This is a genomic window from Bradyrhizobium sp. AZCC 1678 (assembly GCF_036924765.1).
Taxonomy (GTDB): Bacteria; Pseudomonadota; Alphaproteobacteria; order Rhizobiales; family Xanthobacteraceae; genus Bradyrhizobium; species Bradyrhizobium algeriense.
Genome location: NZ_JAZHSE010000001.1, coordinates 2,367,264 through 2,392,937, shown reverse-complemented (window position 1 = coordinate 2,392,937; position 25,674 = coordinate 2,367,264). Strand labels below are relative to the sequence as shown.

Here is a 25,674-nt window from a genome sequence, read left to right as displayed (position 1 = left end):
CGGAATAGGCCGGCAGCGCTTACATCAAACCTTCGTCGGGAATATTCAACACCGTGCCACACGCCTTGCAGTGAACCGCATCGCTGTCATGGCGCTGCAGTCCGCAGGTCGGGCACGCAAACCGCACCTTGTTGGGCGAGAGCAGCGCGCGGGCGAGATTGAAGAACAGGGTGACGCCGAAAATCATGATGACGACCGTGATGAGGCGGCCGGTCGTTCCCGACAGGGTGATGTCGCCGAAGCCGGTCGTCGTCAGCGCCGTCACGGTGAAATACAGTGCGTCCGCATAATTCGCGATCAGAGGATTGCGAAACTTCTGCGTTTCGTAAACGATCGCGGTCATCACGAAGATGAATACCGCAAGGTTGGTGACGGCGAAAATGACTTCCTCATTGCGCCGGAAGAACGTGCTGTCTTCGCGCATCCGCGCCAGCATCTGGTAGTCGCGGAGCAGCCGCAATGTTCGCAAGATACGAAGAAACCCGCCAGCTTCTCCCGCGAGCGGCGCCAGGAATGAAATGATCGCGACGATATCGGTCCAGGTCGAGAAGCGGGTAAACTCAAGCAGCCGATGCCGGCTGACGAGCAGCCGCGCGGAAAAATCAGCGAGGATCACGACGCCAAACAGCACATCGAGCGCTTCGGTGACGTCGTTGGAAGGAAGAAACGACGTCGCAATGATGAAGAGGACAGTGACGATATCGAACACCAGCAGTGCATAGCGAAATCGGACGCCCTGCGTCGTAGCGCCCTCGTAGAGGCGCCGGACATTCTTCTGGATGGAAGCAAATGACATAAGCGTCATTTTCACCGTTCACACAGATCATTGCAAATGATGCTTCGTGTCGATGATGACGATTTCATTTCAGACTGCCGCGTCAACCAGGATATCACTTCTTGTTGGCCGCCTCGCGCTCGATAAAGGCGACCTCTACGCCCTTCTTCAGGAGCCTTGCCAGCCGGTCGGCGTCCCAGTTGGTGAGGCGCACGCAGCCATTCGACTCCGACTTGCTGACTTTCGACGGGTTGGGAGTGCCGTGAATGCCATATCCTTCCGCTGAAAGTCCGATCCATTGGGAGCCTACGGGATTGTTGGGGCCGGGCTTGATCTTGAAGGCTCGTTTGGATTTGACTCCCTTGAACTTGTAATCCGGGTTGTAGCGATAATACGGATTTGCATCGATCGAGATTACCTTGAGAACGCCGCCGGGGCTCGGCTTCTCCTCGCTTCCCACGGTCGCGGGAAAGAACGCGATCAGTTCGGAATTCGCGAAGACCTTGACGGTTTGGGACATCTTGTCGACCTCGACACGCGTCACGGCTGACTTGCTCTCCTTGATCGCGACGTTCATCACCGCGATCGTTTGACCGGCCTCGTCGAATTTCTTGCCGGGGTTGAGAGCCGCGAGCAAGGCCTCGCTCATGTGAAACCTTTCGGCGATGGCCTCGCGCGGGCTGGTGTAGTCGAGCGATTTGAGACCCTTCAAGTCTTCCATCTTCGCCGGCAGTTTCTTCAGAAACGGCCCTTTGACGTCCTTCTCCGTGATCTTGTAGTCGACGACGATCGGGTCCGATCCGGTAGCCAGCAAGGCACCCCAGACTTCGGACGTCAGCGGCTGTTTGCTCACGGCCAGGCCTTTGGATTCGGCGAACGCCCTCAGGGCTTTTTCGGCGTTCTCGCCCAGCTTGCCGTCGATCTCACCGGGCGAAAAGCTGGCGCGGGCGAGCAGCACCTGCGCCTTGACGATTGCGGGATTGATCTTGTCGTCGGCCGGCAGCTTGCCTTTGAGTTCGGCGTTGTTGATCGCCGCCGCATCAAGGCCCGCGAAGGCTGGAGGGGAGAGACAGACCAGCAGCATCAGCCCAGCAAACAAGCGGCCCATCGGGAAATCTCCAAAACACTGTCTGATAAAGATTTGGACGGGCCGGAGTTCCTTGAGGTAGACCGGCCGGCCGCTCAATCCGGCCGGATCATCTCGAACATGTTTTCCGGCTTGATCTCAAAATAGTCGCCGCGGCGGCCGGCGCGGACGATCGGATGGGCGAGCCCGGTCTGGTAGACGCCGTCCTGGATGAAGGCCTTGTCGATGTGCACGGCGACGACCTCGCCCAGCGTCAGCCAAGCCTGCGCCTTGTCGCCATTGGCACCCTGCAACTGGACGATCTGCGTCAGCTTGCATTCGAAGGCGACCGGGCTTTCCGCGACGCGGGGCACGTTGACGAGCTTGCAGGGCGCAGCTGTCAGCCCTGCGATCTTGAACTCATCGACATCGCGGGCAACGTGCAACGTGCGCTGCTGTCGCGTTCATCTGCTTCGCCAGATCCATGGTGGCGAGATTCCAGACGAACTCGCCGGTATCCTGGATATTACCCGCGCTGTCTTTCCAGTTGGTCGAGGAGAAGCCGATGATCGGCGGGTGATAGCAGAAGGCATTGAAGAAGCTGTAGGGCGCCAGATTGATGTTGCACTTGCCGTCGCGCGAGGAAATCCACCCGATCGGCCGCGGGGCGATGATGGCGTTGAAGGGGTCGTGCTTGAGGCCGTGGCCGTTTTTCGGCTCGTAGAAATGCAGGTCTTTTTCGGTCACGCTGGCATTATCCTTGTTCTTCGTAGCCCGGATGGAGCCACCGGGCTCCATCCGGGCTACGAAGTTCGGGATAATCGGTCAACTGACGAACGCGTCAATTCGCCTTACGCGGCTCAAGGGCCTTGAAAAGGAAATCGATCATCTGGTCGATCGTTGCGCTGGGCTTGTTGACGGCCTGCGCGATCATCTGCGGGTGGAAAAAGCGGATCATGCCGGTGCAGGTACAGAGCGCCGCCAACGGCAGGTCCGGGGCCTCGAACTCGCCGGACGCCACGCCCTGCGCGATCACCTCGCCGATGATGCCGGTGCAGCATTCGATATGGGCAACGCAGACGTCCCAATCCTCCTCCATCGCGATCTCGACCATCTCGTGCAGCTTGGAATCGCCGACATAACGCTCGGTATTCATCCGATTGATGGTCTTGAGCAGCTCGCGCAGGCGAGGTTTCGCCGGCCCAGGCGCCTGCGCGATCCGTCGCGCCTCGACCTCGACCTCGCCCATCAAGGTTCGCGCCACGCCCTCGTGAATCGACTTCTTCGAATCGAAGAAGCGATAGACGTTGGCGGGGCTCATTTTGAGCTCCTTGGCGATGTCGGCGACCGTGGTCTTCTGGTAGCCGATCTGCCGGAACAGACGCTCCGCCACCACGAGAATCCTTTCCCGGGTGTCAGTCTCGATGTGCTCCGAAATCAGCGTCATGTCAGCTCTCAATGTTCAATTATTCTGCCGCGTCGGCAAGCGGAATTGCGTGCGGGCCCTTGCTCTGATGTTGCGGCGCGAGATCAGGCTGCCCGGCCTGGCCGCTTTCGTCCAGGCTCTTCCTGAACCACAGGGCGTAAAGACCCGGCAGGTACAGCAAGGTCAGGAAGGTTGCAACGAACAAACCGCCCATGATGGTGATCGCCATCGGGCCCCAGAAGGCGGAGCGTGACAGCGGAATCATGGCCAGGATCGCCGCCAGCGCGGTCAGCACCACCGGGCGGGCACGCCGGACAGTGGCCTCGACGATGGCCTCCTTGCGCGTCAGGCCCTGGGAAACGTCGGCCTCGATCTGGTCGACCAGGATCACCGCGTTGCGCATGATCATGCCGGCCAGCGCGATCAGGCCGAGCAGCGCCACGAAGCCGAACGGCTGGTTGGCGACATTGAGGCCGAGCGAGGCGCCGACGATGCCGAGCGGCGCGGTCAGGAACACCAGGATCAGGCGCGAGAAGCTCTGCAACTGGATCATCAGCAGGGTAAGCATCACCAGCGCCATCAGCGGAAACAGCAGGGCGATCGAAGCGTTGCCCTTCTCGGATTCCTCGAATGCGCCGCCCGGCTCGATCCGGTAGGCCGGTTCGAGATGGTCGCGGATTTCCTTCAGCTTGGGCCAGATCTGGCTGGTGACGTCGGGCGCCTGGACGCCGTCGACGACGTCGGTGCGCACCGTGATCGCCATGTCGCGGTTGCGCCGCCACATGATCGGCTCCTCGTGGGAATACTCGATCTTGGCAATCTGCTGCAGCGGCACGGCGACGCCGTTGCGTGACGTCACAGTGAGGTCACCGACGCTCTTGAGATCGAGCCGTTCGGACGGGACTGCGCGCGCGACCACGCCGACCTTCTCGATGCCGTCACGGATGGTCGTGACCTGCGCGCCCGAGATCAGCATGGCCAGCGCCTGCGAGACGTCCTGCGGGGTCAGGCCGAGCGCGCGGGCGCGATCCTGGTCGACCACGAGTTTCAGGTAAGGCGACTGCTCGTTCCAGTCGAGCTGCGGCTCCACGACGTTGGGATTCTGCTTCATGACGTCGCGCACCTTGTAGGAGATGTCGCGCACGGTGTTGGCGTCGGGGCCGATCACACGGAACTGCACCGGGAAGCCGACGGGCGGGCCGAAATTGAAGCGGTCGATGCGCACGCGTGCTTCAGACAGATCGCCTTCGGCGACCGCCTTCTCCAGCCGCGCCTTGATCCGCTCGCGGGCTTCGACGTCCTTGGAAACGATCACGATCTCGGCAAAGGCCTCGTTCGGCAGTTGCGGATTGAGGCCGAGCCAGAACCGCGGCGAGCCCTGGCCGACATAGGCGGTATAGGTCGCGATATCCTTGTCGTCCTTCAGCAGCGCCTCTGCCTTCTTCACGGAGTTCTCGGTGACGTTGAAGGCGGTGCCTTCCGGCAGGCGCAACTGCAGGAACAGTTCGGGCCGCTCCGACAGCGGGAAGAACTGCTGCTGCACGTTGCCGAAGCCGACGATCGAGAGCACGAACACGCCGACGGTCGCCACCACCACCTTGACCCGGTGGTCGACGCACCACTGAACCATGCTGCGCAGGACGCGATACATCCGCGTCTCATAGACCGCGTGCGGATCGTGGTTGTGGTGGACCTTGATGTTCGGCAGCAGCTTGACACCGATATAGGGCGTGAAGATCACCGCGACGAACCAGGAGGCGACCAGCGCGATCGCCACGATCCAGAAGATGCCGCCGGCATATTCGCCGACCGCCGAATTGGCAAAGCCGATGGGGAGGAAGCCAGCGGCCGTGACCAGCGTTCCCGTGAGCATCGGAAACGCAGTTGATTCCCAGGCAAAGGCGGCCGCGCGAACGCGGTCCCAGCCCTGCTCCATTTTCACCACCATCATCTCGACGGCGATGATGGCGTCGTCGACCAGAAGGCCGAGCGCGATGATCAGCGCGCCGAGCGTGATGCGGTGCAGGTCGATCGACATCGCGTTCATGACGATGAAGACGATGGCGAGCACCAGCGGCACCGACGTCGCGACCACGATGCCCGTGCGCCAGCCGAGCGCCACGAAGGAGACGAACAGCACGATCGCGAGCGCCTCGATGAAGGAATGCACGAACTCGCCGACGGCGCGCTCGACCACCTTCGGCTGGTCGGCGATCTGTTCGACCTCGATACCCTGCGGCACCGCCTTCATGAAATCGTTGGTCGCCTTCTCGACCTCCTTGCCGAGTTCGAGGATGTTGGCGCCCTTGGTGGTGACCACGCCGATGCCTAGCGCAGGCTTGCCTTCCTGGCGGGCGACGAAGGTCGGCGGATCGACGAAACCATGCGTGACGGTCGCGATATCGCCGAGCCGGAACACGCGGCCGTTGCTTTCGACCGGGGTCTCGGCCACCGCCTTGGCGCCGTCAAGCGCGCCGGTGACACGCAGCGGCACGCGCTGCGAGGAGGTTTCCACCGTGCCGGCGGGCGTGACGTTATTCTGCTTGGCCAGCGAATCGAACAGCGCCTGCGGCGTGATGCCGAGCGTCGCCAGCTTGGCGTGCGAGAACTCGACGAAGATGCGCTCGTCCTGGGCGCCGTAGAGATTGACCTTGGTGACGCCAGGCACCTTCAAGAGCCGCTGGCGCATGCCTTCGGCGGTCTTCTTCAACTGCGCGTAGTCGGCGCCGTCGCCGGTCATCATGTAGAGAATGGAATCGACGTCGGAGAATTCGTCGTTGACGTTCGGGCCGAGCAGGCCTGCGGGCAACTGGCCCTGCACGTCGGCGAGCTTCTTGCGCAACAGATAGAACAGATAAGGCACGTCCTTTGGCGGGGTCGAATCCTTGAACGTAACCTGCATCGCCGTGAACGACGGTTTTGAATAGGTCTGCACCTTCTCGAAGAACGGCAGTTCCTGCAGCTTCTTCTCGATGGGGTCGGCGACCTGGGTCTGCATTTCCTGCGCGGTCGCGCCCGGCCAGATCGCGGAGACGTTCACCACCTTCACCGTGAAGAACGGATCCTCGGCGCGGCCAAGCCGCTGGTAGGAGAAGAAACCGGCAGCGCCCAGCATGATCATCAGGAACAGGATCAGGGTCGGATGGCTCACCGCCCAGCCCGAGAGATTGAAGCGCTTCATGTCACTCTCCAGATCCAGAATCTGTTTGCATTTCCACCGTCATTGCGAGCGAAGCGAAGCAATCCATCCGACCACGGAAAGAAAGTATGGATTGCTTCGTCGCTTCGCTCCCTTGCGCAAACGCTTCGCGTTTGTCGCAGGCAACGACGAACTAAAACGACAGCGACGAGACCACCCGGACCTTCTGGGCCGGATCGATCTTCTGCACGCCGAGCGCGACCACCTTGGCGCCCTCATTGACGCCGCCGGAGATCACGACGGAATTGCTCTCGTAGGACTTCACAATCACCGGCTTGAGCATCACCGCCCCGGAATCGTCGACGATATAGAGCGAGGGATTGCTGCCCTGGCTGAACAGCGCCGATAGCGGCAGCTTTGCCACGCGCTGGGTGGCGGCATCCGCCAGCGTCAGCGTCGCCGTCATGCCGAGCGAAACCTTGTCGTCGGCTTCCGGCAACGAGAATTTTGCAAGATAGGTGCGCGTCGCCGGATCGGCCGAGGGCGCGATCTCGCGCAGCTTCGCGGTATATTTCTTTTCCGAATCCGACCACAGCGTCACGCTCGCGGTGCCGGACTTGGCGCGCCCGACCAGCGTCTCGGGAATCGCGACCACGGCCTCCTTTTCGGCAAAGCGCGCGACGCGGATCGCGGTCTGGCCGGAGGCCACTACCTGACCCGGATCGATCAGGGTGGCGGTGACGACGCCGCGGCTGTCGGCCAGCAGCGTCGCATAAGAGAGAGAGTTCTTGGTGAGTTCGACCTGCCGCTCGGCGCGATTGAGGCGCGCCCGCGCTTCGTCGGCGGCGGCGCGGCTCTGATCCATCTGGGCGTCGGTGGTCCAGCCCTTGGCGCGCAGATCCTTGGCGCGCTGCTCGGCGGCGCCAGCCTGCGCCAGCACGCCGGTGGCGGCGCGGAATTCGGCCTCCGCCTGCTCGGCCTGCAGTTTCAGATCAACCTCGTCGAGAGTGGCGAGCGGCTGGCCGATATCGACGGTCTGGCCAACCTCGACCAGGCGCCTCGCGACCTTGCCGGGAACCCGGAAGCCCATATCGGTCTCGATCCGGGGCCGGATAGTGCCGACGAAACTGCGTTCCGGCGTCTCGGCCCCATAATGCACGGTAGCGACCAACACGGGCCGCCCCGGGGCCGCCGTTTCCGCCGCCTTTTCATTGCAGCCGGCCAGCGCGAACACCGCAAATGCTAACGACGCTCCCGTCAAGAGCCTGTAATAGCTAGAGAAAATGGACCGGGCGAACATTGGACTCTCCATCGCAGGATCTGATGAGGAGTATTGAATGCTCACTGACGAATGTCAACATTCGTCAGTGGTCATCATTTCGTGATGGAAAATGGGGTTAAGAGGTAATTGCTTTCCCTGAAATCGTCGCTCCCGCGAACGCGGGACCGACCCGATGCCGACAAAGAAAAGAATATCCGCCCGCGTGCCCATTCCCAGGGCCGCGGCCTGTGGGCTCCCGCGTCCGCGGGGGCGACGGATAGAGAGTGCGCTATCGCGCCTTCCCCACGCCGGCGAACTCCGTCTTCGTCTCGTGGCCACCAAGGAAGACGAGCAGGCCCGCCGCGAGCGGCAATAGCGACAGCAACAGCAATCCCGTCGAGGTGTTGCCGGTCGCTTCCTTCACCCAGCCGATCAGGTACGGCCCGCCGAAACCCGCGAGGTTGCCGATCGAATTGATCAGCGCGATCCCGCCGGCCGCGGCCGTGCCGGACAGCCATGCTGTCGGCAGGGTCCAGAACACTGCAAAGGTGCAGAAGATCCCGATAGCGGCGACCGTCAGCACGATCATGGTGATGGCGGGATCGGTAATGTAGCTGGAGACACCAAGCGCAACGGCGGTGAGCAATAGCGGCCCGCCGACATGGGCGACGCGCTCGCGCGTGGCATCGGAGTGCCGCGCCCACAGGATCATGGCGATGGTGCCGAACAGATAGGGGATCGCCGTGACGAAGCCGGTCTGCGCGTTGGTGAGGCCAAAAGCCTTTACGATCTGCGGCAGCCAGAATTGCATGCCGTAGAGCGCGCCGACGAAGCCGAAATAGATCAGGCTCAACGTGATCACTTTCGGCGAGGACAGCGCCTCCCCGAGCGTCAGGTGTTTTGCCGCCTGTTTGGCCGCGATCTCTGCCTGCAGCTTCGCCGCGAGCCATGCCTTCTGCTCTTTTGTGAGCCAGTCCGCCTTTTCGGGCCGGTCGGTCAGATAGAACCAGGTGACGATGCCGAGCAGCACCGAGGGGATGCCTTCGAGGATAAACAGCCATTGCCATCCCTTCAGGCCCATCACGCCGTCGAGCCCAAGCAGCAGCCCCGAGACCGGCGCGCCGATCACGGTGGAGACGGGAACGGCGATGGCGAAGGCGGCGAGGAACCGTGCGCGATATTCAGCCGGGTACCAATAGGTCAGATAAAGAATGATACCGGGAAAGAAACCGGCCTCCGCGACGCCGAGCAGGAAACGCAGCACGTAAAAGCTCAACTCGCCGCTCACCATCGCCATCGCGGCCGAGATGATGCGGGGCATTCCGTGGACGAGGGGCTTGTTGTGGAAAGCCTCGATGCGCCACCAGTATCAGGCGGGCCGGGCGAACGAGGGCGCAAACCCATAAATTCAGACTGGTCGGCGGACCTCCGCTTTGGTGCGTATTCCGGGCGCAAGTCGGACATCGCGTGAGGTCCGAAAAGTGCCGCCACAAGCGAATGTCCTGCGAATTCCCAAGCGGGACAGGTCAGGATGTGCAGACCGGTCGCAGCAGCGTCTCCAAATGTGCATCATGCTAAGGGGCCGCAGCTGGTGTGGCGTATCTTGCCCGAGGGCAGAATCTAAAATGAATCCGGCCTGCTCGCCTTCGGAGCTTTGGTATTCAATACCTTGACCCGTCGCGGGTCAGAGTTCATGTCGTGGTAAGAGCGGTGCTCAAGCCTCGGCGGTCGAAGCCGGGCTCACATCTGCTCGGATATTGAATAGCGAGGCAGCGAGAAGCCGCTGCCTCGCTATTCGGAGTCCGACGGGGGATAGGGTGACGACTTCAGTCGACGAGTGCCTGATAGACGAGCGACTTGAACATCTTGCGGTAGTACGCGCGTATCGGGCTCGGTGCCTGTGTCATGTATACACCGACGATCTCTTCCTTGGGATCTACCCAGAAGTAAGTGCCGGCGTAACCAGCCCACATGAACTCGCCCGCGGAGCCGGACACGCCAGCAATCCCGTCATTCTGGCGCACTGCAAAGCCCAGGCCGAATGTATAGCCCGGCGTACCCAGCAGAAGCTCACCCGGCTGCAATGGTGCTGCGACGCGCGTGCCGAGATGGTCTGAGGTCATCAGTTTGATGGTGGAGCGGCTCATCACGCGCACACCGTCGAGCTCGCCACCATTCATTAGCATCTGTCCGAACCGCAAATAATCATTGGCGGTTGAAAGACCTCCGGCGCCGCCGGAATCGTTCCCCGGCTCCGCAGACACATCGATTACGCTTACTTTCTGGCCCGACGCCGGGTCGACCGGCAATGGTTGCGCGAGGCGCGGCATCTTTGACGCAGGAAGCCAAAAACTCGTGTCTACCATCTTGAGCGGCGTGAACATCCGCTCATCCAAAAAGACGGCAAGCCGCTTGCCCGACGCAGCCTCGACGACACGGCCGAGAATATCGACAGCCATGCTGTATTCCCACATCGTGCCGGGCTGGTGAATCAAGGGCACCTTGGCGATGCGCTCGACTTGCTCGGCCGGTGTCATGCCGCGGGAGTCGTACTCGTGGACGCCCGGCTGGGAGAACTTAGCCTCGACGTAGGCCGTCTTCACGGGCTCGTTCTTGGTAATCTCCGCATAGGCGAGACCCGCGCTGTGCCGCAGAAGGTCCTGCACGATGATCGGCCTCGCAGCCGGAACGTTGGTGTAGGTGGCCTTACCATCGGGTCCGGGGGTTGCCACACTCACTTGCATGTCCTTGAAGGCTGGCAGGAATTTGGAGATGGGATCGGTCAGCTGGATGACGCCATCTTCGACCAGCATCATTGCCGCCACCGAAACAAGCGGCTTCGTCATTGAGTAAATGCGGAAAATCGAGTCGGGCTTCATCGGCGTATTCGCGCCCTTGTCCTGGAAGCCGATGGCGTCCGAATAGACGATCTTCCCCTTGCGGGCGACCATGACTACCGCCCCTGGCAACTTACCGTCGGCAATCTCCTTCTTTAGCATTGAGGTAATGCGCCCAAGGCGCTCGGGCGACATCCCCACCTGTTCAGGCGTTGCCGTGGCGAGAGGCTGGAGTTCGCGTGCGCAGGCTGGTAGCGACACTGTCGTGGCGAGCACCATCGCAGCCAATGCCGTCGTCGCTGCTAATATTTTCCACCTAGACATGACGTTTCTCCCTGACCGTTTTTTGCGAGTTCGCTCGATCTGGCAACGATCTTATCTGACATCGTCGCCTTGGGACATGGAGTCGGCTATTGCCCAGGCTGCCATTCGCAACGGAGAACGCTGCCCGGCAGCAACTCGTTCTGGTGTTGAGCCCCGTCCGGGCAACACTCATTGGGCGGCCGCTTCGACGCCGAAGCCCGTAGTGCCGGCGTGGGCGGGAAGTCCGCCCACGCGCAGATGCGCCCTGGTCACGTGATCGCGATCGGAGAGCCGTTGCTTCCCGTGGCGCCCTTGATTGGAGCCGGGGTGAAGCAATAGACGAACTGGTACTTCTTCTCGGCAACGAGCTCGTCGAATATCAGGTTCTCGTGGTTGAGGATGCCGTGCTTCGTCTGCAGCTCGGCATGGACCGCGAAGGCGAGCGACTTGTCGGGATTCGGGACCACCTCGACCGCCCAGGTGTCGGCCGCGGTGAGCGCGAGGTCCTTTTCGATCACCCATCGGGCAGCGTCGAGGCCGATGCCCGGCTCTCCGCTGTTAAAGCGATCATTGTTTTTCATCCACAGCGAGCCCCAGCCCGTATGGAACATGATCGCGTCCCCGGCCTTGATGTCGCTCTCGGGGATGTTCTGCTTCTGCAGCGCCGCCTTGATGTCGGCTGTAGTAATCTCCTGACCGGCGTCCATCATCCCGCCCTTGAGCGCGACCATGTCGATCAGATGAGCGCGGGTGAAGAGCGGCTTCAGCTTCTCGGCGCCGAGCTTCTTGAGACCGTATGCGTCGCTGATCTCTGCGGCGGTGAAGCCGTTGTAGAACCGCATCTCGCTCTTGTCGCCGTCCTTGCCCATCTGGATGCCGATATGACCGAGGCCGTCGAATTGCGTGCCGGTCTGGCTGATCTCAGTGGCAAGAAAATCGTCATGATACACAAGCTTGTTGTCGCCGAACGGGCCGCCGGTCGGACCACCGGGAATGCGCAGCGAGAACGCACGCGCGCCAAACAGCGGCATGCCCTGCTCGTAAACGCGTCCGATCTTGTAGATCTTGCCGTCTTTGATCCATTTCGCCGCGTCGAGGACCTTCGCCGGCGTGATGTGGTTGGATGCGCCGGCCTCGTCGTCCTTGCCCCATTTCGAGGGCCACCATGGCTTGTCGACACCCTTGGGCATGGCGGCGGTGGACTGCGCCTGCGCTGTGGTAACCGGCGCGAGCGAGAACTTGCCATGCATCGCGCCCGCGAGCGCCGCCCCCGCAGCACCGGCCAGGCCGGCTGTGCGAAGCAACGTCCGGCGATCGGTTGCCGCCATCCCGCCTTTCTGCTCTTCGTCCCTGACTTCGTCGTCCATCGTTCCCTCCCAGGGTTGTGCCCAGACGCTGGGCTTAAAAAATTATTTTCGGCATGCTCCTCCTCCGCTAGGCTGCTGTCCAGCGACAAAAATAAGACGATTGAAGTGAGGGCGCCGATGAGCCTCTTCGAGAACGACAAGTCAGCCGACCGGCTGCCGGTATCGTTGATCACCGGCTTTCTCGGCAGCGGCAAGACCACGCTGCTCAATCGCTTGCTGCGCCACGACGCCATGAGGGACAGCGCTGTCGTTATCAACGAATACGGGGAAGTCAGTCTCGACCATCTCCTCGTCGAGCGCGTCGATGGCGAGGTGGCTGTACTCGCGAGCGGTTGTATTTGCTGCACAATCCGCAGCGACCTCGAGGAGACGCTGCGCACGCTCCTGGTGAAACGTGATCGCGGCGAGGTGCCGCCATTTCGTCGTATTCTCGTCGAGACCACGGGTCTGGCAGATCCTGCGCCGATCGTGCAGCTCCTGCTGAACAATCCATTGGTCTCGCATTTCCTGCGGCTCGATACCGTCGTGACGACGGTGGATGCCGCCAATGCAGTTCATCAGCTCGACCATCAATATGAAGCGGTGAAGCAGGTGGCGCTTGCCGATCGGCTGTTGATCACCAAGCGTGATTTGGTCAGCAACATTGTCGCATTGGAGTCGCGTCTCCGTCGGCTCAACCCCGGTGCCAGGATCGAGAGCGTGATGCATGGCGAGATCGATCCGGCGGGGTTATTCGGTGCCGGCCTGGTCGATCCCGAGAAAAAAGCGATCGACGTTGGGCGCTGGCTCAACGAGCAGGCGTTCGCAGGATCCTGCGAGCCGGCGCACGAGCACCACGACCACGCCAATCGTGGCCATCACGCCCATCACAGCCACGATACAGGGATCACCAGCTTCGTGCTCGCGTTCGACGAACCGCTCGACTGGATGGCCGTTTCGCATTGGCTCGCGTATCTTCGCAGCATGCGCGGCGAGGACCTGCTACGGGTCAAGGGCATTCTCAATCTCCGCGGGGAGCCGACGCCAATAGTGATCCACGGCGTCCACCATGTCTTCCATCCGCCGGTGGCACTCCCCGAATGGCCCGACGCCGACCGCCGCTCGCGCATCGTGTTCATTACCCGCGGCATCGCGCGCGAAGAGGTGCTCGCGCTATGGCAGGCAGGCCGCGCGGCAGCTTGAACCAGCCGGGGCCGGGTTCCCGAACGGATACCCTACTCCGCCAGCTGAAACCGCTCGAAACGATCAAGTTCTTCCTCGATGCGGCGCTTGTAATCCTTGCGCGCGCTCCGCGCCGCGCCCTTGCCGACCCAGCTCCATTTCTGCATCAGCAACTTCTTGTTCTGGCGATCGGTCTTCAGGTCGATGGCGGCGACGATATCTTCGCCGACCAGAACCGGGAGCGCGAAATAGCCGAACAGGCGTTTTTCCTTCGGCACATAGGCCTCGAAGCGGTGGCCGTAATCGAAGAACAATTCGGTGCGCTTGCGCTGGATAACAAGCGGATCGAACGGCGAGAGGATGTGCACCAGGCCATCGCCCTCGCCACCCGGCACCGCCCCATTCGCCTCCAGTACTTCCGGCTGGACCCAATGCTCCTGCTTGCCGGCACCTTCAAGCGCGACCGGCGCCAATTCCCCGCGCCGCACCCGCGCGTCGATCAATCGCCGCACCGCCCCCTTGCTCGGCGCGTCGAGATGGCAGATGGAATCGAGGCTGACGACGCCTTGCGAACGTAACGCGCGGTCGAGCAGGTAGGCGGTGATTTCCGCCGAGGGAGCCGGCTTCGGCGGCTTGTCCCAGCCGAAATGCCGCGTCATCAGCTCATAGGTCTTGAGCATGCCGGTTCGTTCGGAGATCGTCACCTCGCCGGTGTAGAAGGCAAGCTGCAGCGCCCGCTTCGAGGGTTTGCGGCTCTGCCAGAGATGTTCCTTCTCGGTCAGAACGTCATCCTCGATGTCGCGGATCGTCAGCGCGCCGTCACGCCGCAACAGCCGCATCACCTTGCGGGTGTCCTCCGGCTTGACGGAAGCGAACCATCGGTGGCCCTCGCGCCGGTGTTCCCGCATCGCCGGGACGAAGAAACGAAAATCCTTCGCCGGCACATAGGACAGCGCATGCGTCCAGTATTCGAACACGCTCTTGTCGACGCTCTGCGCCTGGCGCAGGTCGGCGCGGGCGTAGGCCGGGATGCGGCTATAGAGAATGTGGTGATGGCAGCGCTCGATGACGTGAATGGTGTCGATCTGCACATAGCCGAGATGGTCCACCGCCGCCGCAACCGCCTGCGGCCCGGCGCCGAACGGCCCGATCGTATCGAGCCGCTGGGCCTGCAGCCAGATTCGCCGGGCCTCGGTCTTGGTCAGGGGTCGGGGTTCAGTCGCGCGGGGCATTGCGCGGCAATGTAGCGGGATTCGCGCGCAGGGGGAGTCCCGGTTCCATGGTCGCCGGCTCGCGGCGCGAATTCACCTCACCGCTTCGGGCGTTCCCCGACACTGCCGGTTGCGATCTCGGCCTCACAAGAGGCGCGGCCGGGCTGGGGCGCACTGCATTTGTAGACGGTGCCGGTCAGACGATCGACCAGCCACGCGCTCTCCTCCGTCGGGCTTTCGAACCCGGCGTAGCGGCTGCCGAGCGCGTTGATCAGCGTCGACAACAAAATTGCAGCGGCGATCATCGCCGCGCCGATCAGTGTTGGCATTGAACTTCCGGAACCGGCTGGCTCCGATGCGCTGGTACGATAACCTTGGTACTCACGCTGACGTTTGACTGACTGTAACACCCGCCCCGCCCGTTTGGTTGCCCTGAACCAATTCTTCTTCAGATTTCTTTGCGAGCGAATCTGCTAGACGCGCATCTTGCCGATTTGTTGTCCACAGATCGGCGCTGGCGCGACGGCACACAGTTTTTCTTTTCTGAAGCGAGCTGCGGGAAGTGATGCAGCGGTCGCTTGTCCCGCAAAACTCCGGATGCCAGCCCGCACCGTCCTGCCACTGCAGTGCGTTGTGCTGCGCGACATTGAGATCGCCGCGCAACGCAGCGCGAGTTGCCTCCACCGAACTTGCCGAAAGCCCTGATCTCGAAATTGGAGGCCGGCCAGGCGGCGCATCGCGGCAGCGGGTTGCGGTTGAGGCTAAGACGGTTCCGGCCTGGGTAGGCCTGCGGGAGAGGCGGACCTGCTTCCGGTCGCTGATCGAGATTCAAATCACGCAAGCAAGATTGGATGATTGGTCTGCCGAAGATGCCGCGAGACGTAAAATGACGGCGTATCGGCGTCAAACACCCTGCGATGCCGGCTCAAAGCCAGCCCTAGTCAGAAAGCTGGCGTTATCAATGTGACTTGAATCACATTGCCCATTTTGAACCCGTCCTATCTTCGCAGCATCAAAACGTCATGCACGCCAGCTTTGCAAGGCGTTAACAGTGAGGATTAAGACAATGACCCGCTACCTTTCGATCATGACTATCAGCGCCGCGCTGTCGATGACAGCGGGCCTCGCTGTCGCCGGCGACACCGTCTCGGCCGATAAAATCCTGGACGCCCTGAAGCCGAAGCCGGGCGTAACCCGCGGCCTTTCGACCGGCCCGCAGCAGCCGGTGGACGCCGCCGTACAGGCTAAGGAAACGACCTTCGTCAACACGCTGCGCAACCGCAAGACGCGGTCGCTGTCGCTCGGCGAGCGCCAGGAGATTGCGGAACTTGCCGCGAGCAAGCCGAAGATCGATCTCGAAATCCAGTTCGACTACAACTCGGCCGACATCAGCAAGGGCTCGGTGAGCGCCGTGCAGGAACTCGGCAAGGCGCTCTCCGATGCGAGCCTGAAGGGTTCGACCTTCGTGGTTGCCGGTCATACCGACGCGATCGGCGGCGAGGCGTATAACCAGGATCTGTCCGAGCGCCGCGCCGACACGATCAAGAAGTACCTGACCGAGAGGTACGGCATCACCGGCTCCAATCTCGTAACTGTCGGTTACGGCAAGACCAAGCCGAAGGATGCGAATGCGCCGATGGACCCGGCCAACCGCCGCGTTCAGGTCGTCAACATGGACACCAAGACCGCGTCCAAGTGAGGTCTTGATGGCCAATCCGCCTGCCGCTTGCGGCAGGCGGATTTTCATTTGCCGCGATCGCGATACACGACATGACGGCCCGCCGTCCGTGGCAATCTACGACTTGTCGAGAATTTCCCGGATCCTTGCCGCCAGCAAGGCCTGGGTAACGGGCTTCTGCAGCAGTGACACGCCGGCATCCAGCCGGCCCTGATGCACGATCGCATCCCGCGAATACCCGGTCATGAACAAGACCCTCAGGCCGGATTGGCGATGATGCAGTTGATCGGCCAGCTCGCGGCCGTTCAGGCCAGGCATCACGATGTCGGTCAGCAACAGATCGATCCGGAACGGATTGGCGTCGAACTGTGTCAGCGCGGCGGCCCCGTTCGCCGCCTCGCGAACCCGGTAGTTCAGGTCCTTTAGCGTCTCGACCAGATACGACCTCACATCGTATTCGTCCTCGACGACCAGGACGGTCTCGCTCCCCGAACTGCCGACCAGAGGCGCCTCGCTCTGTCCGACGGTCTCGGGAGCGGTAGCGGCGCGCGGCAGGTAGATCCTGATTGTGGTTCCGTGCCCGACCTTGCTGTATATCTTGATCTCGCCGCCGGATTGCTTGACGAAGCCATAGACCTGGCTCAATCCGAGGCCGGTGCCCTGCCCCGGTTGCTTGGTCGTGAAAAACGGATCGAACGCTTTCTCCTGGACTTCCCGCGGCATTCCAGAACCGGTATCGCTCACCACGATCAATACATATTGCCCGGCCGGCACGCCTGCGTTCTGTTGCCGATAGCCCTCGTCGACGGAAACGTTGCTGGTTTCGATCTTCAGCTTGCCGCTGTTGGCCATCGCGCCCGAGATTTTGGCATTACTGGCGTTCATGGCGTCCTTGGCGTTGACGACAAGATTGAGAATCGCCGCTTCCAACTGGCTAGGGTCGACCTCGATCTGCCATAGGCCGGCTCCCTCCACGACCTCGAGATCGACGTTCTCGCCCAGCGTACGCCTGAAGAAATCCGACATGCCGCCGATCAATTGACCGACATTGGTCAGTTTGGGAACGAGCGGCTGCCTCCGCGCAAACGCCAGCAAGCGCTGCGTCAGCATCGCCGCGCGCTGCGCGCCGTTCGCGGCGTTGGCGATCACCCGCATCAACCGCTCGCGCGCGGCCTCGCTCCATGTCTGCAGGCAGCGATCGGCGATCTCGAGATTGCCGCTGATGATCGTGAGCAGATTGTTGAAATCGTGCGCCACGCCGCCGGTCAATTGTCCGATCGCTTCCATCTTCTGCGACTGCCGAAGCATGTCTTCAGCTTCGCGGTACATGCCTTCCTGCGCCAGGGCCACTTCAGCGGCACGAAGCTGCGACGGCGAGGGCAACGCCAGCACCTTCGGCAACAGCGGCCACAGCATCGCCGCCGTCACGATCGACGCCGCGGCCGTCATCGCCTTGACGATGCCTTCGATGCCGTAGACCGGATACCAAAGCGTGACGATCGACATCACGTGTCCGACGCCGCACGCCATGATGAAGAGCGCGAACGCCCAGAACACCCATCCGAAATCGACGTCGCGGCGTTTCGAGACGAAGATCGACAGCGCCACGGGAATGGAAAAATAGGCAGAAGCAATGACAACATCCGACGCGACGTGCAGCCAGATCAGTTGCGGTTCCCACAGCAGGCATATTCCGTGCGGTGCGAACATCGATGAATCGAGCAGACGTTCGAAGAAGGCCCACATGCCAGTCGTTCCTTTGAGCGGGAATCCGACAAGACTCAACGCAACGACGAATCTACGGCGAGCCAATGACCCGTACAAGTAGACTTGCCGGGTAACTACTCGTTAAGCGTCTTGGGCGGTCTCAGATCCAATTCTGGAAGATCATCAGGCGGCTGAACGTCGCCATCGAGGTACCTATGAACGCGGCCGATATCGGCAACATTACGACAAAACCGGCAAAACCGATCGCAACATAGGCCCATAGCAGCCATCCCGGCATGCTGCCGCGTTTCAAGGCATACACCAGCGCAAAGCTCGCCGACGTCGCGGCCGGCAGGTAATAGTAAATAAACCCTAACGTTCGCGGCAGCAGCGCCCAGGCGAGATAAGGACCGAAGTAGAACGCCAGCACCAGGAATGCATCCAGGCGCCGCGTCACGATCCAGTCGCGCAGGCAGATCGCGACCGCAATCAGCGCCGGCCACAGGATCAGCGGACTGCCGAGGAAGACCACGGCGGCGATCCGGTCGTCGCCGATCTTGTCGAAGAGATACCAGACCGGGCGCACCAGGAACGGCCAGGACGGCCATGAACTCATATAGGTGTGGCCCGCGATCGCGGTCGTGGTGTTATCGCCAAAGATCCGCCGTTGCGCTTCCAGAATATCCGGGACGGAAAATCCGTACAGCGGAATGAATGTCGCGAGATAGACGGCGGCCGGAATCAAAATGAAGCACGCGGTGAAATGCCAGGCCTTGAAGCCAGGCCAAAGATCGGGCCGGTACCAGTCATCGGGCCGGGCGTCGGCGAATTGAGTACGCCAGCTCTGCATCAGGCGGATCACGGCGACGATGACGATGCAGACCGCGAGCACGAACAGCCCGCTCCATTTGCAAGCGGTTGACAGGCCGAAGCCGATGCCGGCAAGCGCGAACCACAGATGCGGCCGCTGCTTTCGAAAGCCATGGATGAACGCCGCGATCGCGAACAGGCTGAAGGTGAGCGCGAAAATATCCAGCATCGCGATCCGCGATTGCACGAACAGCATCTGGTTGAAAAAGGCGAGCAGGCTCGCGGCGATGGCCGGCCCTTGCGCCGCGAACAGCGCCAGGCCGCACAGATACACCGCGACGATCGCGAGCGATCCGAACAGGACACCCGGATAGCGCCAGCCCAGCGGCCCGTCGCCGAGCGAGTGGATCGATAGCGCGATGAACTGCTTGGCGAGCGGCGGATGCATCGGGTTGAGCATCGGCTGTGGCATCACCGGCTCGAGCATCTGCCGCGCAGCCGGCACGTAATGCACCTCGTCGAAATAGAATTTCTCCGGCGTGGTGACGCCGATCAGCATCGCGAAATGCGCGAGAACAAAAATGACTGCCGCGATGACACCCGTGCGCATCATCGAAGCGGGCAGAACAGAATGTAATGGAGTTGCTTGCTTCACGGACAATCTGACACTGAATCAGGGACAAAATGACATTGCGGCAAAATTGAGTGTGATGGCTCCAGATTTTTATGTCCATCGCATTGAACGCATTTCGATTCCGCAATCACTAACCGACCGGCGAGTAGGCCACGCAAGTGATAATTCTGCCACATCGCACGCGCGCGATCCGGTGCGATGTCGGGATAAATCGATCGGCTTTGAAATGAATTTCTGTAAATGCTTTCGTTTGCTATTTGCCATTGGCTTGGTAACTGCTGGCCTGGTAACTGCGTTGGCTGCTCCCGCGTGTGCGCAAACGCGCGTCGGCGAAGCGGCTGTCGTCAAGAATGAAGTACTCCGCGTTGCCGGACCTTCGACCATTCAGATCAAGGTCGGCGATGGACTGGTTCGTGACGAAACCGTGCGCACCGGGATCGACAGCGCAACGCGTCTGGTGATGGCCGACAGCACCAACCTCTCGCTCGGACCCAACGCGACGCTCAAGCTCGACCGCACCGTTTTCGACGATGAGCATCATTATCGCGAAGTCGCGGTGCGCATGACGTCGGGCGCGTTTCGTTTCGTCACCGGCCATTCGGACAAGGCCACCTACAAGATCACGACGCCGCTGGCGACCATCGGCGTGCGCGGCACCACGCTCGATATCCTGTCACAGCGCGGCCAGACCATCGTCAACCTGCAGGACGGCGCGGCCTCGGTCTGCACGGTCAGCTTTGAATGCATCCAGCTCACCCGGCCCGGCGACACCGCCATCATCACCTCAGGCGGTGGCGGCGGCCGCTCGACGATCAAGAAGACCAACAATCCGCCATGGACGTTTGCCGCGACCTGCAGCGCCGCGGCAGGGCTTTGCAGCAAGACGCAATATGCGGACGCGGCCCCCGTCATCGTCGATGATGGCAGCGACCCCACCGGCATGCTGTGCGGGCGCTGACCATGGCAAGACACGTGCGCAGCCTCGCTCTATCGGCCGTGCTCGCAGCCATGGCATCGCTTTCGCTGCTGCAGTCGTCGGCGTGGGCGCAGTCGCCCTCGCCGACACCGGTAGAAGAATGTGTCGAGTGCTATCCGCCGACGCCGACGCCAAGCCCATCCCCGACGCCTTCGGCTTCGCCGTCGCCGACGCCAAGCCCCATGCCCTCGGCTTCGCCGACTCCGACGTCAACGCCACGCACCAACGCGCCGCCGGCGGCTGTGACCGGTTCGGGCGCCGGGTCGATCAACGACCTGGCCGGGCAGCGCTTCAACCAGATGATCACCAACCGCGTGCTCGGCAACGTGCTGCTGGGGGTCAACGAGCAGGTCAATTGCAACGATTGCATCAGCGCGTTCGGTTCGGCGGGTTCGTTTTCGGCCGGCATTCACGGCCGCAAGAACCTGACGCCGAATCTGTCGCTGCTCGCCGGCATCGCCTATGCCCAGTACAGTGAAGGCGGCTACCGCGTCACCAGTTCGCCGATCGGCGCGTTCGCGCTGCGCTACGATTTCGTTGACTGGGGATCGTCGCGGCCGTTTTTCGATATCGGCACCATCCTGTCGCCATTCCAGAAGGTGCGCTACTCGCGCAGCTACACGACGAGCCTCGGCGCGGTATCGCTCGAAAGTTCGACCTCGAGCGAGAATTACGCCGTCTATGGCCGCGCCGGCTGGATGAGTCGGCTGTCGCCGCGCGATGAGGTGGCGGCTTCCGTCGAGGTCTGGCAGCTATGGCAGCGGGTGAAGGGCTACACGGACCCCGCCGCGGCCTTTAATCCGTTCGACGCCTCGATCGCCGATGGCACCGACCGTACCAACCTCGTCAAGGTCGGCGGACAGTGGACGCACCTGTTCGGCACAAGCGTCGAGGCCAACATCAACGGCGGATGGGTGCAATCCTTCGGGTCGCGATCCGGCATCGTCGCCAGCGTGACCGGCGACGGCACTATCGTGCCCACAATCGGCAACCAGGGCTGGTTCGAATATGGCGGCCGGCTCGGCTTCCGCATCACCAAGGGCTGGGTCGCCGACCTCTTCCTCAACGGCACCGCCGGCCCGCAGCCGGTCGGCAACACGCTTCATGGCGGCGTGGGTTTGCGGATCAGTTATTAAGAAAATGTAGGGTGGGCAAAGGCGCGAGCGCCGTGCCCACCATCTCTCGGCATCGTTGTCGTGAATGGTGGGCACGCGGAGCCTGTCATCACTGTGCGAGCGCAATTGCGCTCGTCGCTGGGCGCGCATCCGCGCGACCCGGTGGCTTTGCCCACCCCACGAATTCCGCGCCTGATCTACGCCGCGGCCTTCCCCTCATACGCCCACTTCAGTCCTTCGACATCGAGCTTGACCATGCCCATCATCGCCTGCATCGCGCGCTGGGCCCCAGCGGTATCGGAACCGCCGATATATTTCATCGCCGCGGTCGGCACGATCTGCCACGACACGCCGTAGCGATCCTTCAGCCAGCCGCATTGCACTTCCTTGCCGCCGTCCGCCAGCAGTGCGTCCCAGAGCCGATCGACCTCGGCTTGATCGGCGCAGTCGATCTTGAACGAGACGGCGTGGGTGAAGTCGAATGGCTTGTTGCCGTTCAGCGCCATGAACCGCTGGCCGGCCAGCGTGAATTCGACCACCAGCACCGAACCGGCCTTGCCGGCAGGACTATCAACGGTGTTCTTTTGGACTCTCTCGATCCGGGAATCGGGCAGCAGTGAGACGTACAGGTTTGCGGCCTCCTCGGCCTAGCTACTGAACCACAGGCAGGGGGAAATCTTGGACATCGGGAGAACTCCGGGGTGTCACAGGTTTGAACTGATCAGGCTTGGGCCATGGCGGATTGCGCGGCAGCGACATCCATCCACATCACTTCCCAGTGGTGACCATCCGGATCTTCGAAGCTGCGGCCATACATGAAGCCGTAATCCTGCTTCGGACCCGGATCTGCACCGCCGCCCGCGCCTTGCGCCTTTCCAATCACATCATCCACGGCGTCGCGGCTGTCGGCGGAAAGGCAGATCAGGACCTGGCTAGTGGCCTTGGCGTCGGCGATCTTCTTCGAGGTGAACTGCCGATACTTGTCGTGGGTCAGCAGCATGACGTGGATGGTGTCGGAAAACACCATGCAGGACGCTGTGTCATCGGAGAATTGCGGGTTCTTTTCGCCGCCGATCGCCTGATAGAAGGCGGTGGAACGGGCGAGATCGCTAACCGGCAGGTTGACGAAGATCATTTTGGCCATAATCGGTTCCTTTTTTTGAAGGGCTCAAGCCAAGGACGAACCCGCGGAGACGGATCCGACATCCTTTTTCAATTTTTTTCAGGCGACGAAACGGCGTGCCGTCGCATCCGGCGGCGAATGGCCGCTATCTGCCCTTGAAGTCGGGCTTGCGCTTTTCGGCGAACGCCTTGACGCCTTCCTTCAGGTCTTCGCTGTCCCTGATGACATCGAGCAGCCGGCGCACCTCGGCGACCCCTTCCAGCGGCCCCCTGGGCATGGCGTCGCGGGCGAGTTTCTTCAGCGCCCGGACCACCAGCGGCGCGTTGGCGGCGATTTTGGCCGCCATCTCCTGGGCGAGTGCGACATGCTGCCCCTTCGGTGCGACCTTGTTCACGAAGCCGATCTGCCAGGCACGCTCCGCCGACATTTCCTCGCCGACCAGCAAAAACTCCATGGCGATCTTATGCGGCATACGCGCCATCACCGAGGAGATGCCGCCGGCGGTGGTGCCGATCTTGCCCTCGGGGTAGATGAAGCGCGTCGTCTCCGACGCCACGCACATGTCCGCCATCTGCACCAGCACGAAGGCGCCGCCGACCACCCATCCGGATGTCGCGGCGATGACCGGCTTGTCGAGTTCGACGCCCAATCCAGGCACCGCGTGCCACATGTTGACGGGAAGATCCCTGACATCGGCGCCGACCGAGAAATATTTTTCTTCGGACGAAGCGAGCACCGCAACGCGGTCGTCGCTTTCGTGAAAGCGGAGCCAGGCCTCGCGCAGTTCGTCACACAACGCATTATTGAGCGCGTTGTGCGCCGAAGCGCGATCCATGGTGATGGTGGCGACGTGGCCCGCGCTCTCGTAGCGAACAAGCTTCATAGGATTCCCCCCGCGACATCCGCACGGCGGCGGCGGTTGTTGTTTTTACTTCTTCTCGGCGGGATCGCGGTGCACCGGATCGATCCACAGCACGGTCTCCGGCTTTTCCACCGGCTCGATGTCGAGGTTGATGGCCACCGCCTCACCGTCGCTGCGCACCAGCACGCATTCCAGCACCTCGTCACGGCTGGCATTGATCTCCTGATGCGGCACGTAGGGCGGCACGAAGATGAAATCGCCGGGGCCGGCTTCCGCGGTGAACTGCAAATGCTCGCCCCAGCGCATCCGCGCCTTGCCCTTCACGACATAGATGATGCTTTCGAGATGGCCGTGATGATGCGCGCCGGTCTTGGCGTCGGGCCTGATGGTCACGGTGCCCGCCCATAATTTCTGCGCGCCGACGCGGGCGAAGTTGATCGCCGCCTTGCGGTCCATGCCCGCGGTTGACGGCACGTTGGGATCGAGCTGGTTGCCGGGGATGACGCGGACGCCGTCATGCTTCCAGCGCTCAGTATCGCCGTGCGAATGATCGTGATCGTGGGAATGGCTGTGGTCGTGCGTGCCGGTCATTGTGCGCCTTCTCGAAATATCGTTGGTCCGAACGGTATCGAAAAGTAGGGCCGCAAACCAGAAGATTAAGGGAGCCTGCGGCGCATGGGCGCCCCGGTTTTCGTCATGGCCGGGCACGTCCCTCGCCTATCCACGCCCCCTCGCGCTTGCCGCGCATCAGCGCTGTCTGGACATCACATCCGGATTGACGACATTGGTCGGCGTGCCCGCGGCATGGGCCAGTATCTGGTCAAAGATATCCGTGAACTGGATTTCGTACTCGTCGCGCGAGACATAGCCGAGATGCGGCGTGCAGACCACATTGTCCATGGTCAGCAAGGGATCGTTGACGTCGCGCAGCGGCTCTTTCTCGTACACATCCACCGCCGCCATGCCGGGCCGGCCGGCACGCAGCGCATCGACCAGCGCGTTCGGCGCGATCAGCGGCGCACGGCTGGTATTGACCAGGAGCGCCGAGGGTTTCATGCGCGCGAGGTCTTCTGCCTTGACGATGCCGCGCGTGGCATCGACCAGGCGCATGTGCAGCGAAAGCACGTCGCATCGTTCGAAGAAATCAGCCTTGCTGGCGGCGGTCTCGTATCCGTCGGCGCGGGCCTTCGCCATGGCCGGTTCGCGCGCCCATACCAGCACGTTCATGCCGAACGCCTTGCCGTAGCCGGCGACGACGGCGCCGATCCGCCCGTAACCATGGATGCCGAGCGTCTTGCCGCGGAGCGTGTGGCCGACGCCAATCTGCCATTTGCCGGCCTTGAGCGCCGCCATCTGCTGCGGGATCGCGCGCATCGCCGCCAGGATCAGGCCCCAGGTGAACTCGGCGGTCGCGTAAGACGGCGTGTCGGCGTGCTGGCTCGACGACACGACGATGCCAAGCCGGGTGCAGGTCTCGATATCGATATGTGGAAAGACGCTGCGCTGGCTGATCAGTTTCAGTTTCGGCAGGCGCTCCAGCAGCGGCGTGCGAATCTGCGTGCGCTCCCGGATCAGCACCAGCGCTTCGGTATCACGCAGCCGTTCCGCCAGCACATCGATATCCTGGACGTGATCGTTCCAGATGGTAACGTTGTGGCCGGCGAGCTTGCCGAAGCAATCGAGGGTGCGCAGCGTGTCGAAATAATCGTCGAGGATCGAGACCTTCACGATGCGCCTCCCCCGTTGCGCGTTACTTCACCGCCAGCAATTCGACGTCGAACATCAACGTCGCATTCGGCGGGATGACGCCGCCGGCGCCCCGTGCACCATAACCAAGCGCGGGCGGAATGATCAGCGTGCGCTTGCCGCCGACTTTCATGGAGGCAACGCCCTCGTCCCAGCCGGCGATCACCTGACGCTGGCCGATCGGAAACTCGAACGGCTCGTTACGATCAACAGAGGAGTCGAACTTCTTGCCCTTCTGGCCGTTCTCGTAGAGCCATCCGGTATAATGCATGACGCAGGTCTGCCCGGTCGTCGGCGACGCGCCGGTGCCGACCTTGCTGTCGATGATCTGCAAGCCTGATGCTGTGGTCATGGGTTTTCCTGCGGTCTGGGCCGATGCCATCCTGATGGCAACGGGCGTGGCAACCGCCGCCGCCATGGCGGCAGTAGCGGTCCGGATGAACGTGCGTCGGGAGAAGCGCATCTGTTGAACCTCTT

The 25,674-nt window shown here is 62.1% G+C and carries 21 protein-coding genes and 3 pseudogenes; 4 read left to right on the top strand and 20 right to left on the bottom strand.

Going from position 1 to position 25,674, the window contains the following annotated elements; genetic code table 11:
* Nucleotides 1-19 precede the first annotated feature (19 nt).
* The 9 genes and pseudogenes from V1294_RS11445 to V1294_RS11405 form a co-directional block, all read right to left on the bottom strand.
* Nucleotides 20-796: a potassium channel family protein gene (locus V1294_RS11445; protein WP_334477836.1), complete on the bottom strand. Its 777-nt coding sequence runs from the start codon at nucleotides 794-796 to the stop codon at nucleotides 20-22.
* A gap of 94 nt (nucleotides 797-890) precedes the next feature.
* Nucleotides 891-1,883, bottom strand: a complete 993-nt coding sequence (locus tag V1294_RS11440; protein ID WP_334497133.1) for a L,D-transpeptidase family protein — start codon at nucleotides 1,881-1,883, stop codon at nucleotides 891-893.
* 74 nt (nucleotides 1,884-1,957) lie between these two features.
* Nucleotides 1,958-2,588 (bottom strand): annotated as a pseudogene (locus V1294_RS11435) (flavin reductase family protein).
* Nucleotides 2,589-2,682: 94 nt separating this feature from the next.
* Nucleotides 2,683-3,288: a TetR/AcrR family transcriptional regulator gene (locus V1294_RS11430; protein ID WP_334477833.1), complete on the bottom strand. Its 606-nt coding sequence runs from the start codon at nucleotides 3,286-3,288 to the stop codon at nucleotides 2,683-2,685.
* A 19-nt stretch (nucleotides 3,289-3,307) separates the two neighbouring features.
* Entirely contained in the window at nucleotides 3,308-6,448 is a 3,141-nt protein-coding gene (locus tag V1294_RS11425) for an efflux RND transporter permease subunit (protein WP_334497131.1), read from the bottom strand.
* A 151-nt stretch (nucleotides 6,449-6,599) separates the two neighbouring features.
* On the bottom strand, nucleotides 6,600-7,706 hold the full coding sequence (locus V1294_RS11420) for an efflux RND transporter periplasmic adaptor subunit (RefSeq protein ID WP_334497129.1): 1,107 nt from the start codon (nucleotides 7,704-7,706) through the stop codon (nucleotides 6,600-6,602).
* A gap of 250 nt (nucleotides 7,707-7,956) precedes the next feature.
* A pseudogene (locus V1294_RS11415) lies at nucleotides 7,957-8,979 on the bottom strand (MFS transporter); the annotation flags it as partial.
* Nucleotides 8,980-9,493: 514 nt separating this feature from the next.
* Nucleotides 9,494-10,828 (bottom strand): serine hydrolase domain-containing protein, encoded by a 1,335-nt coding sequence (locus V1294_RS11410; protein WP_334497127.1) that lies wholly within the window; start codon nucleotides 10,826-10,828, stop codon nucleotides 9,494-9,496.
* 248 nt (nucleotides 10,829-11,076) lie between these two features.
* Nucleotides 11,077-12,057 carry a cyclase family protein gene (locus V1294_RS11405; RefSeq protein ID WP_334497125.1) on the bottom strand — a complete coding sequence of 327 codons (981 nt, stop codon included), beginning with the start codon at nucleotides 12,055-12,057 and terminating at the stop codon, nucleotides 11,077-11,079.
* Here V1294_RS11405 and V1294_RS11400 point away from each other — a divergent pair.
* Nucleotides 12,052-13,356: a CobW family GTP-binding protein gene (locus V1294_RS11400; RefSeq protein WP_334497123.1), complete on the top strand. Its 1,305-nt coding sequence runs from the start codon at nucleotides 12,052-12,054 to the stop codon at nucleotides 13,354-13,356. The two genes, V1294_RS11405 and V1294_RS11400, sit on opposite strands and share 6 nt — an antisense overlap.
* Nucleotides 13,357-13,388: 32 nt before the next feature.
* On the opposite strand, the gene V1294_RS11395 is transcribed toward V1294_RS11400, so the two are convergent.
* The 3 genes from V1294_RS11395 to V1294_RS11385 form a co-directional block, all read right to left on the bottom strand.
* Nucleotides 13,389-14,567, bottom strand: coding sequence for a winged helix-turn-helix domain-containing protein (locus tag V1294_RS11395; RefSeq protein ID WP_334497121.1), 1,179 nt, complete (start codon nucleotides 14,565-14,567; stop codon nucleotides 13,389-13,391).
* Between the two features lie 77 nt (nucleotides 14,568-14,644).
* Entirely contained in the window at nucleotides 14,645-14,875 is a 231-nt protein-coding gene (locus tag V1294_RS11390; protein ID WP_334497119.1) for a hypothetical protein, read from the bottom strand.
* 52 nt (nucleotides 14,876-14,927) lie between these two features.
* Nucleotides 14,928-15,209: a hypothetical protein gene (locus V1294_RS11385; RefSeq protein WP_334497117.1), complete on the bottom strand. Its 282-nt coding sequence runs from the start codon at nucleotides 15,207-15,209 to the stop codon at nucleotides 14,928-14,930.
* A 403-nt stretch (nucleotides 15,210-15,612) separates the two neighbouring features.
* Between V1294_RS11385 and V1294_RS11380 the strand changes: the two genes are divergently transcribed.
* The gene (locus V1294_RS11380) at nucleotides 15,613-16,245 is read left to right on the top strand and encodes an OmpA family protein (RefSeq protein WP_334497115.1); all 633 of its coding nucleotides are present in this window, start codon (nucleotides 15,613-15,615) and stop codon (nucleotides 16,243-16,245) included.
* 96 nt (nucleotides 16,246-16,341) lie between these two features.
* Here the strand turns inward: V1294_RS11380 and V1294_RS11375 are convergent, their stop codons facing one another.
* Both V1294_RS11375 and V1294_RS11370 read right to left on the bottom strand, forming a co-directional pair.
* The gene (locus V1294_RS11375; protein WP_334497113.1) at nucleotides 16,342-17,970 is read right to left on the bottom strand and encodes a response regulator; all 1,629 of its coding nucleotides are present in this window, start codon (nucleotides 17,968-17,970) and stop codon (nucleotides 16,342-16,344) included.
* A 121-nt stretch (nucleotides 17,971-18,091) separates the two neighbouring features.
* A complete protein-coding gene (locus tag V1294_RS11370; RefSeq protein ID WP_334497110.1) occupies nucleotides 18,092-19,354 on the bottom strand; it encodes a phospholipid carrier-dependent glycosyltransferase in 1,263 nt (420 codons plus the stop codon).
* On the opposite strand from V1294_RS11370, the gene V1294_RS11365 reads away from it, so the two are divergent.
* The gene (locus V1294_RS11365) at nucleotides 19,323-20,333 is read left to right on the top strand and encodes a FecR family protein (RefSeq protein WP_442895332.1); all 1,011 of its coding nucleotides are present in this window, start codon (nucleotides 19,323-19,325) and stop codon (nucleotides 20,331-20,333) included. The two genes, V1294_RS11370 and V1294_RS11365, sit on opposite strands and share 32 nt — an antisense overlap.
* Before the next feature lie 2 nt (nucleotides 20,334-20,335).
* A complete protein-coding gene (locus tag V1294_RS11360; protein WP_334497108.1) occupies nucleotides 20,336-21,487 on the top strand; it encodes a hypothetical protein in 1,152 nt (383 codons plus the stop codon).
* A 176-nt stretch (nucleotides 21,488-21,663) separates the two neighbouring features.
* Here the strand turns inward: V1294_RS11360 and V1294_RS11355 are convergent.
* The 6 genes and pseudogenes from V1294_RS11355 to V1294_RS11330 all read right to left on the bottom strand — a co-directional run bounded on the left by V1294_RS11355 (nucleotide 21,664) and on the right by V1294_RS11330 (nucleotide 25,660).
* Nucleotides 21,664-22,152: pseudogene (locus V1294_RS11355) on the bottom strand (VOC family protein).
* Between the two features lie 35 nt (nucleotides 22,153-22,187).
* Entirely contained in the window at nucleotides 22,188-22,610 is a 423-nt protein-coding gene (locus V1294_RS11350; protein ID WP_108522146.1) for a VOC family protein, read from the bottom strand.
* Nucleotides 22,611-22,734: 124 nt separating this feature from the next.
* Nucleotides 22,735-23,472 carry an enoyl-CoA hydratase/isomerase family protein gene (locus V1294_RS11345; RefSeq protein WP_334497105.1) on the bottom strand — a complete coding sequence of 246 codons (738 nt, stop codon included), beginning with the start codon at nucleotides 23,470-23,472 and terminating at the stop codon, nucleotides 22,735-22,737.
* 45 nt (nucleotides 23,473-23,517) lie between these two features.
* Entirely contained in the window at nucleotides 23,518-24,042 is a 525-nt protein-coding gene (locus V1294_RS11340) for a cupin domain-containing protein (protein ID WP_334497103.1), read from the bottom strand.
* A 156-nt stretch (nucleotides 24,043-24,198) separates the two neighbouring features.
* Nucleotides 24,199-25,179 (bottom strand): D-2-hydroxyacid dehydrogenase family protein, encoded by a 981-nt coding sequence (locus tag V1294_RS11335; RefSeq protein WP_334497101.1) that lies wholly within the window; start codon nucleotides 25,177-25,179, stop codon nucleotides 24,199-24,201.
* A 22-nt stretch (nucleotides 25,180-25,201) separates the two neighbouring features.
* The gene (locus tag V1294_RS11330; protein ID WP_417021098.1) at nucleotides 25,202-25,660 is read right to left on the bottom strand and encodes an FKBP-type peptidyl-prolyl cis-trans isomerase; all 459 of its coding nucleotides are present in this window, start codon (nucleotides 25,658-25,660) and stop codon (nucleotides 25,202-25,204) included.
* Nucleotides 25,661-25,674 lie beyond the last annotated feature (14 nt).

Coding starts and splice junctions, on each gene's coding strand:
- V1294_RS11445 (WP_334477836.1), bottom strand. CDS start 796: ATGTCATTTGCTTCCATCCAGAAGAATGTCCGGCGCCTCTACGAGGGC.
- V1294_RS11440 (WP_334497133.1), bottom strand. CDS start 1,883: ATGGGCCGCTTGTTTGCTGGGCTGATGCTGCTGGTCTGTCTCTCCCCT.
- V1294_RS11430 (WP_334477833.1), bottom strand. CDS start 3,288: ATGACGCTGATTTCGGAGCACATCGAGACTGACACCCGGGAAAGGATT.
- V1294_RS11425 (WP_334497131.1), bottom strand. CDS start 6,448: ATGAAGCGCTTCAATCTCTCGGGCTGGGCGGTGAGCCATCCGACCCTG.
- V1294_RS11420 (WP_334497129.1), bottom strand. CDS start 7,706: ATGTTCGCCCGGTCCATTTTCTCTAGCTATTACAGGCTCTTGACGGGA.
- V1294_RS11410 (WP_334497127.1), bottom strand. CDS start 10,828: ATGTCTAGGTGGAAAATATTAGCAGCGACGACGGCATTGGCTGCGATG.
- V1294_RS11400 (WP_334497123.1), top strand. CDS start 12,052: ATGCATCGCGCCCGCGAGCGCCGCCCCCGCAGCACCGGCCAGGCCGGC.
- V1294_RS11405 (WP_334497125.1), bottom strand. CDS start 12,057: ATGCATGGCAAGTTCTCGCTCGCGCCGGTTACCACAGCGCAGGCGCAG.
- V1294_RS11395 (WP_334497121.1), bottom strand. CDS start 14,567: ATGCCCCGCGCGACTGAACCCCGACCCCTGACCAAGACCGAGGCCCGG.
- V1294_RS11390 (WP_334497119.1), bottom strand. CDS start 14,875: ATGCCAACACTGATCGGCGCGGCGATGATCGCCGCTGCAATTTTGTTG.
- V1294_RS11380 (WP_334497115.1), top strand. CDS start 15,613: ATGACCCGCTACCTTTCGATCATGACTATCAGCGCCGCGCTGTCGATG.
- V1294_RS11375 (WP_334497113.1), bottom strand. CDS start 17,970: ATGTGGGCCTTCTTCGAACGTCTGCTCGATTCATCGATGTTCGCACCG.
- V1294_RS11365 (WP_442895332.1), top strand. CDS start 19,323: ATGACTGCCGCGATGACACCCGTGCGCATCATCGAAGCGGGCAGAACA.
- V1294_RS11370 (WP_334497110.1), bottom strand. CDS start 19,354: ATGATGCGCACGGGTGTCATCGCGGCAGTCATTTTTGTTCTCGCGCAT.
- V1294_RS11360 (WP_334497108.1), top strand. CDS start 20,336: ATGGCAAGACACGTGCGCAGCCTCGCTCTATCGGCCGTGCTCGCAGCC.
- V1294_RS11350 (WP_108522146.1), bottom strand. CDS start 22,610: ATGGCCAAAATGATCTTCGTCAACCTGCCGGTTAGCGATCTCGCCCGT.
- V1294_RS11345 (WP_334497105.1), bottom strand. CDS start 23,472: ATGAAGCTTGTTCGCTACGAGAGCGCGGGCCACGTCGCCACCATCACC.
- V1294_RS11340 (WP_334497103.1), bottom strand. CDS start 24,042: ATGACCGGCACGCACGACCACAGCCATTCCCACGATCACGATCATTCG.
- V1294_RS11330 (WP_417021098.1), bottom strand. CDS start 25,660: ATGCGCTTCTCCCGACGCACGTTCATCCGGACCGCTACTGCCGCCATG.